This window comes from Shewanella maritima (assembly GCF_004295345.1).
GTDB classification, from domain to species: Bacteria; Pseudomonadota; Gammaproteobacteria; order Enterobacterales; family Shewanellaceae; genus Shewanella; species Shewanella maritima.
Genome location: NZ_CP036200.1, coordinates 4,531,567 through 4,543,912 on the forward strand (window position 1 = coordinate 4,531,567; position 12,346 = coordinate 4,543,912).

Here is a 12,346-nt window from a genome sequence, read left to right on the forward strand (position 1 = left end):
GATGCGAAAACTAACCTTGGCTGCGTCAATTGCCAGTTTATTTGTCGGATTATCGGCGTGGGCAATTTCACCAACTATTCAAATCAGCGAGTTACCTGAGTTAGCGCAAGAGCCGCAACACAAGGTCGCGAGTAAACGTGTCACTAATCGTTTTACTCGTGCCCATTATCATCGCTTCCAATTGGATGATGCATTTTCCCAGCAAATCTATACGCGCTTTCTTGAGCAGTTAGATTTCCGCAAAAACATCCTTACTCAAGCCGACGTTGATAGTTTTAACCAGTATCAGAACCAATTTGATGACATGGTGAAGCTAGGCGATATGGGCCCTGCGTATAAAATGTATGCAGTGGTTCAAAAACGCCGTTATGAACGTTTTGCCTATGCGCTGTCGTTACTTGAAAACGAGTTTGACTTCGCCAAAGCGAGTGATAAGTACGAGTACGACCGTAAAGACGCAAGCTGGCCTAAAAATGAAGCCGAGTTAGATGAGCTTTGGCGTCAACGCGTAAAGTATGACGCACTAAACCTTAAGCTTGCCGGTAAAGAGTGGAAAGAAATCCAAGAAGTGCTCGGCAAACGTTATAACAATGCGATTAAACGTTTGAGCCAAACCCACAGCGAAGATGTATTTCAAAGCGTAATGAATGCATTCGCTCGCACAGTTGAGCCACACACTAGCTACCTGTCACCGCGTAATGCAGAGCGTTTCCAAATGGAGATGAACCTAAGCCTTGAAGGTATTGGCGCTGTGCTGCAAATGACAGATGATTACACTGTGATTAAAAGTTTGGTTGCCGGCGGCCCAGCGGCTAGCAGTGAAAAGTTGTCTGTCGAAGATAAGATTGTCGGTGTTGGTCAAAAAGGCGAAGAAATTGTCGACGTGATTGGCTGGCGTTTAGATGACGTAGTTGACCTGATTAAAGGTCCTAAAGGCAGCGAAGTCATTTTAGAGATTTTACCGAAAAAAGGCGGCGCTAACGCCAAGACCTTTGAAGTGACCATAATTCGCGACAAAATCCGCCTTGAAGACAGAGCTGCAACGTCAAAAGTTGTCACGCCAGAAACTGGCCCATACGCTGACCGTAAAGTGGGTGTGGTGCAAATTCCAGGTTTCTACATGAACCTGTCTGAAGATGTACGCAAAGAGTTAGCCAAGCTTGAGCAAGAGAATGTTGAAGGCATTATCATCGACCTACGTGGTAACGGTGGTGGTGCGCTTACTGAAGCTACATTGCTAACCGGTTTGTTTATTGATGCAGGCCCTGTGGTGCAGATCCGTGATGCTAATGGCCGCGTAACGCAAAATCGTGATAATGACGGTAAGAGCGCTTATTCAGGTCCATTAACTGTGATGGTTGACCGTTACAGTGCGTCAGCGTCTGAAATTTTCGCAGCCGCGCTGCAAGATTACGACCGCGCGTTAATTGTGGGTGAGTCGACCTTTGGTAAAGGTACGGTGCAGCAGCATAAGAGCCTGGGCCGAATTTACGATATGTACGAAAAGCCTGTCGGCCATGTCCAGTACACCATTGCTAAGTTTTACCGTATCAATGGCGGTAGCACGCAATTAAAAGGCGTTACTCCTGATATAGCCTTCCCGAGTGCGTTAGAGCCTGGCGAATATGGCGAGTCTGAAGAGAAAAATGCACTACCTTGGGATAAGGTGCCAGCAGCGCAATACGGTGTGCTTGGTAATATTCAAACCAGTTTGATTGATAGCCTAACTCAAAAACACAGCTCTCGTATCGTTGGCGATGTTGAATTTGGTTATATTCTTGAAGACATTGAAGAGTTTAAAAAGCATCAAGAAGACAAAACAATTTCTTTGGTTGAGTCAGAGCGTATCGCGTCTCGTGAAGATGATGATGCTCGCGCGCTGAAACGTGAAAACGAGCGCCGCGTTCGCAACAACTTAAAACCTGTTGAATCGCTTGATGATGTAGAAGATGTGAAAGCGGAAGATCAACCGGACCCGTTCTTGGATGAAACCGCCTTAATCACGTTAGATATGGTAGATGCTAAAAGGTTGGCCAAAAACGCTAGCAAGTAATTAGCAAAACTTAATACAAAAAAACGCGCATTCAGCGCGTTTTTTTAATGCGAACAATAAAAAAGGATGCGTTATGACGCAAATACAAGCAAAGCACTTAAAAGATTATCAATCTCCAGAATTTACCATTACAGATATCGATTTAGACTTTATTCTTGATGGCGAAGCTACAAAAGTCACCGCTGTGAGTAAAGTTGTTCGTTTAAAGAGCGCAACCCAACTTGTGCTAGACGGTGACAAGCTGACGTTAGAAGCTGTGCTGATTGACGGTAAGCCTGCATCTTACCAACAAACTGATACTAATTTGATTATTGAAGCGGATTTAGATGATTTTACGCTGACAGTGATCACCAAGTTAGACCCAGCTGCTAATTCAAGCCTTGAAGGTTTGTACATGTCAGATGGTGCATATTGTACCCAGTGCGAGGCAGAAGGCTTTAGACGAATTACCTACTTTTTAGATAGACCCGACGTACTGGCGAAATACCAGGTCCGTATCGAGGCTGACAAGCAAGCATTTCCATTTTTATTGAGTAACGGCAATAAAGTCGAGCAGGGCGAAATGCCACGTTCAGGGCGTCACTTTGTTAAATGGCAAGACCCATTTCCAAAGCCTAGCTATTTGTTTGCTTTAGTCGCCGGTGATTTTGATTTATTAGAAGATAAGTTTGTAACTCGCTCTGGTCGTGATGTGGCGCTGCAGGTGTTTGTTGATAAAGGCAACTTACATAAAGCCGACCACGCAATGGCGTCTTTAAAGAAGTCTATGAAGTGGGACGAGGAGCGCTTTGATTTAGAATATGACCTAGACATCTATATGATTGTCGCGGTTGATTTTTTCAACATGGGTGCAATGGAAAACAAAGGTTTAAATATCTTTAACACCAAGTATGTACTTGCTGATAGACAAAGTGCGACCGATGAAGACTATCACGGCATTGAGTCAGTTGTTGGCCACGAATACTTCCATAACTGGACAGGGAACCGCGTAACTTGTCGAGACTGGTTCCAGTTAAGCCTTAAAGAAGGGTTAACAGTATTTAGAGATCAAGAGTTTAGTTCTGATGTTGGCTCACGGGCAGTGAACCGGATTCATGCAATTAAAGTGATGAAGAACCATCAGTTTGCCGAAGACTCTGGCCCGATGGCACATCCAATTCGCCCAGAATCTGTTATTGAAATGAACAACTTCTACACAGTGACAGTTTACGATAAAGGTGCAGAAGTTATCCGTATGATGCATACCATCTTAGGTGAGGAAGCATTTCAGGCTGGGATGCGCTGCTACTTTGAGCGTCATGACGGCAAAGCGGTGACTTGTGACGACTTCGTGGATGCAATGGCTGATGCATCAGGTAAAGATCTCACTCAATTTAAACGTTGGTATAGTCAGGCCGGCACGCCTGAGTTAACCGTTAGCGAAGAGTATGACACTACGTCAAATACTTATCATTTAGATGTTTCTCAGCAAGTGTTTGCCCAAGGTGAGAAGGGCGCTGAGCTACACATCCCATTTAGTATTGAACTGCTCGATTCAAAGGGAAGGAGCCTGTTTAATCAAGTGCTTGATGTTACAAAGGCAAGCCAGCGTTTTACCTTTAATGATATCGCGCAAAAGCCAGTAGCTTCACTGCTGCAAGACTTCTCTGCACCGGTAAAACTGGTATTTGACTCAAGTGTTGAGCAACTTGCCCACTTGATGCGTTTTGCTAGCAGTGAAGTCGCGCGTTGGGAAGCGTCAGTTAAGCTAGTTAGTGACAGCATTTGGCAAAACGTAGAGCATCTGCAAAGCGGCGAAGCAATGCGAGTCGATCCCCGCGTTGTTGATGCTTTCAAAGGAATGGTGCTCGATAGCGAACTTGATCTTGCTCTTATCGCTGAAGTGCTTACATTACCTACTTTGAACACGCTGATTGAACAGGTTGAAGAAGTTGACCTTGATAACCTTATCAGTAGCCGTGCTTTTGTACTTGAACAAATTGCCACTGATTGTGAAGATGAGCTTATCGCTCGCTATCGCGAAGTAACCCAAATCGACAGCGCTGGTGCACGTGCACTTAAAAATGCATGTTTGAACTTGCTCTGCAGTGTCCATGTTGATGCTAATAACTTAGTTAGTGATCAGTTTAGCCAGGCAAGCAATATGACTGACTCTCTGGGCGCACTAAAAGCGGCTGTGTATAACAATACCGATAATATGGATGCGTTGCTTAAAGAGTTCGAAGCTACGTGGAATGATACGCCGCTGGTAATGGATAAATGGTTTATGTTGCAGGCGAGCATTAATAGTGACGCTGTTATTAGCAACATTGATAAGCTGACAGCACATGCGAGTTTTAGCTTTAGTAATCCTAATCGCGTTCGTTCATTAATAGGCGCATTTGCAAGTGGTAACACAGCGCAGTTCCACCGTGCAGATGGCAAAGGGTATGAGTATTTAACTAAGGTACTGGTTAAACTCAATGACACCAACCCTCAGGTTGCAGCAAGGCTTATTACGCCGCTAATTCAATTTGCTAAGTTTGATGCGAATCGCCAAGCACTGATGAAGCAGCAGCTTAAAGTGCTTCAAGACTTACCGAATCTGTCTAAAGATCTATTTGAAAAAGTGAATAAAGCGTTAGAGCACTAGTTTGTATGCGCAATAACTCGTAAGCGCGCTAATTTGTAGCTTTAATTTATCAATTCCAAGCCAGCTCTGTGCGTAACTGCATAGTGCTGGCTTTGATAAAATGCAGTATAAGAGATTTACATGCAGTTCTATTTTAGTTGTTATGTTCGATATGACGATTTTCTTGCCTATTATCAAGGTGCGGTCAATAAAGTCGAAGTAACTGATAACGCTGGACGTGTATTGCATATCAATGCCAAATACTTCAAACCCTATCTGACTCGAGATGGCATACGAGGACATTTCTGTTTACAAACAGACAGTAATGGCAACTTTATTTCCCTCACTCAAGTTTAGAGTAAAAACTTCAAACGACTGATTTAGTTTTTACTTGTGCGTTCAAGTCATTGCTTTAATGCTAAGTGTATGAATAAACGATGGTTTAACGACCTAATTATTCGCAGTAACTGCACTAGATTTTATTATTTAAATAAACGACTGTTTATTTCTCGCTAGAAGCCTCAAATCCCTTTCATTTTATTGAACATTTCTTTGTTTTTGACCTTGCTCACAGATGTTAAATGCTGTAACAATGGTGTTACCTGTAGGCTAACAAGATGTTGGCTAATTCTTATAACAACAGATCCGGCAGGTTACGGAGATAATAAAATGCAAATTGTGAAGAAACGATTCAACAAGTCAGCACTTGCTTTGGGGGTGGTGTCGGCTTTATACCTAGGTATGAGTCCTTCTGCGTCTGCAGTCTCATTTAATTGGGGAGAGATTGACGGCACATTTGACTCTACATGGACATTAGGCGCCAGTTGGCGAGTTAGCGAAAGAGACTGGTCGGGGCAAATTGGTAAAGTTAACCAACCTCAATTCGATTGGTCAGGCTACTCGGCATTCGGCAACACAAAATACACCTCTGCGCAAATCTGGTCACAAAACGGTTCTTATTCAAGTAACAACGATTTAAGTAACCTGCTTTACTCTCAAGGTGACCGCACTTCTGAAATCTTCAAAGGCTTACATGAACTTTCTCTACAATGGGAAAACTACGGCTTGTTTATGCGTGGTATGTATTTCTACGATCGTAAGCTAAATGACGGTCACTATGATTTCAATGACCCGCTTACAGGTAAAACTTATGACCCTTGTGCAGACTCAAAAGCTGCTGAGGTGCAATGTAAAGATATTCGCTTACTTGATGCATTCATCTATGCCAACTGGGACCTAAACGATGGTAACAACCCATTATCAGTACGTGTTGGTAATCAGGTTGTGTCATGGGGTGAAAGCACACTTATTCCACACGGTATCGGTGTAATTAACCCTGTAGACCTTAACATCCTAAATGCGCCGGGTGCGGAGCTTAAAGAAGCATTCCGTCCACAAGGTATGGTTTGGGCATCGCTTGGTCTTACCGATAACCTGAACGTTGAAGCGTACTATCAATATGACTGGCAAGAAGTGTGGGTACCAACACCAGGCTCAATTTTCGCAACAAATGACTTTGCCGGCTTTGGTGGTTATAACCAAAATGCGCAGTTAGGCTTCAACGCCAACCCAGATATCAATCTTGATTTCTTAATGTCAGAGTATGGCAACTTGTATCAAATGGCTGCGGCGACAGGTTTTGACCCGAGCTTGGCACCACTTATGACAGCTTACTCAACTAAAGTTGCTTTGGTTCAAGACTCACAGTCAGCACCCGATGATGGCCAGTTTGGTATCAAGTTGGGTTACTACTCGCCTGAGCTTTGGGAAACTGAGTTTGGTCTTTATTACATGAATTACCATAGCCGCCGTCCACTTATTAGTGGTACAGCGTCTAACTTTACCGCAGAAGCCATTGCTCGAGACTACGGCCGTTTAGCGCAAAGTGGCGGTAACATCACTCGCGAAGTCATGCTAAGCATGGAAACCTTTACTAAAGCACAAATTGTTTATCCAGAAGATATTCAATTGATTGGTGCAAGCTTCAACACGCTTGTAGGTGAAACTTCAGTTGCCGGTGAAGTTGCTCACCGTAAAGATGAACCACTGCAGATTGATGACGTTGAGTTGTTGTTCGCTGCAATGCCACAGCAGTTAGCCAATGCAGGTCTGCGCCCAGATTTAGACGGCATTTCGCAAATGGGTAATGTTGACCCAGGCGCTACCGTTGATGGTTTTATCCAGCGTGATACCACTCAAGCGCAAATGACAGTAACTCACTTATTTGGCCCAACCCTTGGTTTAGATAACCTAGTAATGCTGGCCGAAGTCGGTGGTGTGTGGATCCATGATATGCCTGGCTTTGACGAGCTACGCTTAAATGGTCCAGGTACGGCTCGCTCGGGCGGCAACCCAGACATGCCGGGTATTATTGAAGCGTTGCACAATGGCCCGGAAACTAATCCTTTCCCGACAGATTTTGCTTGGGGTTACCGTTTAGTTGCCAAAGCTGACTTTAACAACTTAATGGCAGGCATGAATATGTCGCCACGTATTATCTTCTCCCATGACGTAGACGGTATTACGCCTGATCCTATGTTCTTATTCACAGAAGGTCGTAAGTCGGTTGCTGTTGGGGTTAACTTTGATTACCAAAGCCGTTGGGGTTTCGACTTCTCGTATAACAATTTCTTTGGTGGTGTAGGGACGACGAACGCGATGAGCGACAGAGATTACGTGTCGTTTAACGTTAAGTTCTCAATATAATAAGGATAACAATAATGAAAAAACTGACACTTATTTCTGCTGCTATTGTTCTTGCGCTGGGCGCACCAATAGCATCAGCTAAGGTATCTCAAGCCGAAGCTGACAAACTGGGGACCACGCTAACGCCACTTGGTGGTGAGAAAGCTGGCAACGCGGATGGTTCAATCCCGGCATGGGATGGAGGTATTACTCAGCCTGTTGCGGGTTATGAAAAAGGTATGCATCACCCAGATCCTTTCGCTGGTGACAAAGTACTATTTACTATCACTAATGCTAATAAGGCGCAGTATCAAGAGTTTTTAACTCCAGGTCAGATGAAGTTGTTTGAACTGTATCCTGACACTTACAAGATGAATGTGTATCAAACACGCCGTACAGCGTCTGTGCCGCAATATGTATATGATGCTACTAAAGCCAATGCGGTTAACGCCGAGCTAGTGTCTGGCGGTAATGGAATTAGCGGTGCGTCAATTGGTGTGCCTTTCCCAATTCCTGCCAACGGTTTAGAAGCAATTTGGAACCATATTTTGCGTTATCGTGGCGTTGATGTGGCGACTAGCCGTAGTCAGGCTGCACCTACAGCATCAGGTTCTTATACGCTGATTGAAAATACTGAGCAAATTCGCTTTGAGTATTCTCGCCCAGAGATCACGCTAGAAAAACTTAAAGAAACCAATACCTTATTCTTTTTTAAGCAAATCGTGACTCAACCTGCACGTCTTGCAGGTACTGCACTGCTTGTAAAAGAAACCATGGACCAAGAAGCGTTGCCACGTCAGGCATGGACGTATAACACAGGTCAGCGCCGCGTTCGTAAAGCGCCAAATGTTGCATTTGATACGCCAGGTACAGTGTCTGATGGTCTGCGTACAACAGATGATTTCGATATGTTTAACGGCTCACCTCAGCGTTACAACTGGGAGCTAGTGGGTAAGAAGGAAATCTATATTCCTTATAATGATTATCGTCTGCATTCAGATAAGCTTAAATACAAGGATATCCTGACGCCAGGTCACATTAATCCTGAGTATGCCCGTTGGGAGAAACACCGCGTTTGGGAAGTGAAAGCTACCCTGAAAGATGGCATGCGCCACATTTATAAAACTCGCGTGTTCTATATCGATGAAGATTCTTGGCAGGTATCGTTAGCTGAAATGTACGATAATCGCGATGAGCTATATCGTGTAGCGACTGCGCACAGCATTAACTACTACGAAGTGCCAACGCACTGGAGTACGTTGGAGATCTTCCATGATCTACAATCTCGCCGCTATCTAGCAATGGGCTTAGATAACGAAGGCAAGATGTATAACTTCGATGCTAAGTTATCAAGTCGTAACTTCACCCCAGATGCACTGCGCCGCGCAGGTATTCGATAGTCGTCCAATAGGTGGGGCACATTGGTGCCCCATTCACTGTTAAGGAAGTTTGTATGTCGTATAGCATACTTCGCAGCGCAGTATTGGTAGCTGTAGGGTATTTTAGCTCTGTTTCTGCTTTTGCTGACAACCAGGTTGTCGCTGCACAAATTCAACCTCTCTCATCTTCTTCGTTAGTTCTCGATATCGCTTCAACGTCTAACTCAATGATTGCAGTTGGCGAGCGCGGGCATGTACTAGTTAAAGGAACTGAATGGCAGCAGGTTACGACGCCTGTGTCAGCTCAGTTAACTAAGGTGTTTTTCCATAATGACAACTTAGGTTGGGCTGTAGGGCATGATGCAACCATTATTCATACGAAAGATGGCGGTAAAACCTGGAGCTTGCAGATGCAATCTCAGGAAATCGAAAAGCCGTTTTTAGATGTGTATTTCTTTGATGAAAACCATGGTATTGCTGTTGGCGCCTATGGTTTGTTCTATCGCACTGGTAATGGCGGCGAATTGTGGAATGAGGAGTTCCATGAAGAGTTGCTGTTTGAAGAAGACATTGCTTATTTAGCTGACTTAAAGGCAGAAGATATTGCCTTGTATGAGTCAGAAAAAGCGGCATTGCTGCCTCACTTCAATCGAGTTTTGGCGCTCAAAGATGGTCGTTTATTGATGGTGGGTGAGCTTGGTTTAGTGAGTTACTCAAATGACCAAGGTAAAACCTTTACCAAAACTGATTTTTATTATGATGGCTCCATGTTCAGCGCCATTGAGCATCAGCAAGATGTTTATGTAATGGGCCTCAGAGGCAATGTATTTAAAGCTGATTTGAGCTTATCTCAGTGGCAAGAAGTTGAGTTGCCAGTTGAGTCTTCAATCAACAACGCCATAGTGACTGATGACAAAGGCTTACTACTTGTCGGTAATGCCGGGGTTATTTTACAAATGAATAATGGCACTGCTGAAGTGTTAGCGCGCAGACAAGGTGAAAACATTGTTAGTGTCGCTAGCGACAATCAAGGCCAATTATGGTTTGCCGGTTCCAAAGGGCTATTTCAGTTGCCTTAAGGCGCTGTATAAGTGGATATAACAACAATAATAGGGCTTCACGATGTTAGAGAAACTCGTTAATGGATTTGAGAGCCATTTATTTCGCAATCGCGTTTGGGTGATTTTGTCATTTATTTTAATGACAGTGTTTTTAGGCTATCAAGCAAGCCAACTTAAAATGGATGCGGCTTTTAGTAAGAACATCCCGCTAAACCATGAGTACATGAAAACCTACACCAAACACCAAAAGAATTTTGGTGGGGCCAACAGTATTATGGTGGCAGTTGAAGACACCAGTGGTGATATCTTCAATCCTGTGTTCTTTGATGCACTGAAAAATGTGCATGACCAATTATTCTTTATTCCCGGCGTTGAACGCTCGCAGGTTAAATCGCTGTTTTCACCATCGACTCGTTTCACTGAGGTTGTTGAAGATGGTTTTGCTGGCGGGCCAGTTATTCCGGCAGACTTCACCACAGACGAATACGGTTTAGGTGTGGTGCGTGACAACATTGAAAAGGCAGGGATTGTAGGACGTCTAATCGCAACCGATTACTCCGCTGCCATGGTGTCTGCTCAGTTGATGGAGTTTGACCCACAAACGGGCGAGCCACTTGATACTATTGCGTTTGCGAAACAACTTGAAGAGCAGCTTCGCGGTCAGTATGAAAACGACAAAATTAAAATTCATATCATTGGCTTTGCTAAAATGGCTGGTGATGTGGCGGAAGGCGCTAAAGGCGTATTACTGTTCTTTTTAATCGCTATCGCTATTACAGCAGTGATGGTTTACCTGTTTTCTAAATCAATCATCCTAACGATTCTACCTTTACTATGCAGCTTAATGGCGGTTGTATGGCAGTTAGGCTTATTAACCGTTGTCGGTTTTGGCCTCGACCCTATGTCAATTCTGGTACCGTTTTTGGTATTTGCCATTGGTGTGAGTCATGGCGTACAGATGATCAACGGCGTGCGTAGCCGCGTGGTGAAAGGGCAAGCGACAAAAGCGGCTTCAGCAAGTGCGTTCAGAAGTTTGTTAGTGCCAGGTGGTGTAGCCTTGCTGTCTGACACTGTAGGTTTCTTAACACTGCTGGCAATTGATATCGGTATTATCCGTGAGCTTGCGATTTCAGCGTCGCTGGGTGTTGCTGTAATTATTTTAACTAACCTTATCTTATTGCCTTTGGTTATTTCATTTACTGACTTGTCAAAGCTGTCAAGCAGTGAAGAGAGCGAGCAAAAGGTTAAACAGATTTGGCACAAACTGTCGCAGTTTGCTACGCCAAAATATGCCGTTGTGGTGTTGGCATTTACCGCAGTGCTTTACGGTTTTGGTTATCAGCAGTCTGCCAAGATGAAAATTGGTGACTTACAAGGTGGGGCGCCAGCGCTTCATCAAGACTCTCGTTATAACCAGGATACCTTTTTCATTACCGATCATTTCTCAATTACCACAGATGTGATGTCAGTGATTGTTGAAGCAACACCGGAAGCGTGTACTTATCATAGCGTTCTAGAGCGCATTGATCAGTTTGAATGGTTGGTAGCAAACACGCCTGGCGTTGAGTCAACGGCAAGTTTGGCATCTGTTGCAAAACGCGTGAACGCGGGCTTTAACGAAGGTAATCCTAAGTGGCAGGTGTTACCGCGTACTACCGCAAGCTTGGTGCAAGCAGTAGGGCGCGTTCCGACGACGTCTGGTTTGTTAAATGGTAACTGTTCAGTCATGCCAGTATATCTGTTCTTAAAAGATCATAAGGCTGAAACGATTGAGGTAGTAGTTGATAAAGTTAAAGCGGTTGCAAGTGAACTCAATACAGATGAGATTCAGTTTAAGCTAGCATCGGGTCCAGTAGGTGTTATGGCGGCAACGAACGAAGCGGTAAGTGATGCCCAATTACCTATGATGCTCTACGTATATGGCGCAGTGTTTGTGCTTTGTTTACTCAGTTTCCGCTCTGTAAAAGCTACCGTTGCAGTGATTATCCCGCTTTATGTGGTGTCAACGTTGGCGCAAGCTTTAATGACCTGGCTAGAAATTGGTCTTGCAGTAAGTACCTTGCCTGTCATTGCTTTGGGCGTAGGTATTGGTGTTGATTACGGTATTTATATCTTATCGACAATGTCGGGCAAGTTATCTAACGGTATGCCAGTGCAGCAAGCTTATTTTGAAGCCTTAGTTGAGCGTGGTAGTGCGGTTATCTTTACAGGTCTTACTTTAGCAATCGGTGTGAGCACCTGGTTTTTCTCTGCGCTGAAGTTCCAAATGGATATGGGAATTTTGTTAACCTTTATGTTTTTAGTGAACATGCTGGGTGCAATTATTATTCTTCCTGCGCTCTCCGCAATTTTCTGGCGTAATCCTAAGTAAACGTTAGTGTTTTTTATCAAAAGAGAAGCAATGCTTCTCTTTTTTTTTGCATATATAACCTATTAATGCGATTCAATTATCACTTTAACGCTAGCACCTCGTTTAAAACTGGAAAATTACAGGATCTACCACTAAAATTTTTCTCGATAAAGCAGCAATTTAGTAATAAACTTTGCGCCAGATCTC

At 44.0% G+C, this 12,346-nt stretch carries 7 protein-coding genes; all 7 read left to right on the forward strand.

Annotated features, from left to right (window positions below):
* The first annotated feature begins 1 nt into the window (after nucleotide 1).
* The 7 genes from prc to EXU30_RS19325 all read left to right on the forward strand — a co-directional run bounded on the left by prc (nucleotide 2) and on the right by EXU30_RS19325 (nucleotide 12,160).
* Complete coding sequence (gene prc / locus EXU30_RS19295) at nucleotides 2-2,053, forward strand: carboxy terminal-processing peptidase (protein ID WP_130602819.1); 2,052 nt, start codon at nucleotides 2-4, stop codon at nucleotides 2,051-2,053.
* Nucleotides 2,054-2,126: 73 nt separating this feature from the next.
* Nucleotides 2,127-4,685, forward strand: a complete 2,559-nt coding sequence (pepN, locus tag EXU30_RS19300) for an aminopeptidase N (protein WP_130602821.1) — start codon at nucleotides 2,127-2,129, stop codon at nucleotides 4,683-4,685.
* Between the two features lie 120 nt (nucleotides 4,686-4,805).
* The gene (locus EXU30_RS19305) at nucleotides 4,806-5,021 is read left to right on the forward strand and encodes a DUF2835 domain-containing protein (protein WP_130602823.1); all 216 of its coding nucleotides are present in this window, start codon (nucleotides 4,806-4,808) and stop codon (nucleotides 5,019-5,021) included.
* A gap of 312 nt (nucleotides 5,022-5,333) precedes the next feature.
* A complete protein-coding gene (locus EXU30_RS19310; RefSeq protein ID WP_130602825.1) occupies nucleotides 5,334-7,370 on the forward strand; it encodes a DUF1302 domain-containing protein in 2,037 nt (678 codons plus the stop codon).
* Between the two features lie 14 nt (nucleotides 7,371-7,384).
* Nucleotides 7,385-8,749: a DUF1329 domain-containing protein gene (locus tag EXU30_RS19315; protein ID WP_130602827.1), complete on the forward strand. Its 1,365-nt coding sequence runs from the start codon at nucleotides 7,385-7,387 to the stop codon at nucleotides 8,747-8,749.
* A 53-nt stretch (nucleotides 8,750-8,802) separates the two neighbouring features.
* Nucleotides 8,803-9,807: a WD40/YVTN/BNR-like repeat-containing protein gene (locus EXU30_RS19320; protein ID WP_130602829.1), complete on the forward strand. Its 1,005-nt coding sequence runs from the start codon at nucleotides 8,803-8,805 to the stop codon at nucleotides 9,805-9,807.
* 43 nt (nucleotides 9,808-9,850) lie between these two features.
* Nucleotides 9,851-12,160 carry an efflux RND transporter permease subunit gene (locus tag EXU30_RS19325; RefSeq protein ID WP_130602831.1) on the forward strand — a complete coding sequence of 770 codons (2,310 nt, stop codon included), beginning with the start codon at nucleotides 9,851-9,853 and terminating at the stop codon, nucleotides 12,158-12,160.
* Nucleotides 12,161-12,346 lie beyond the last annotated feature (186 nt).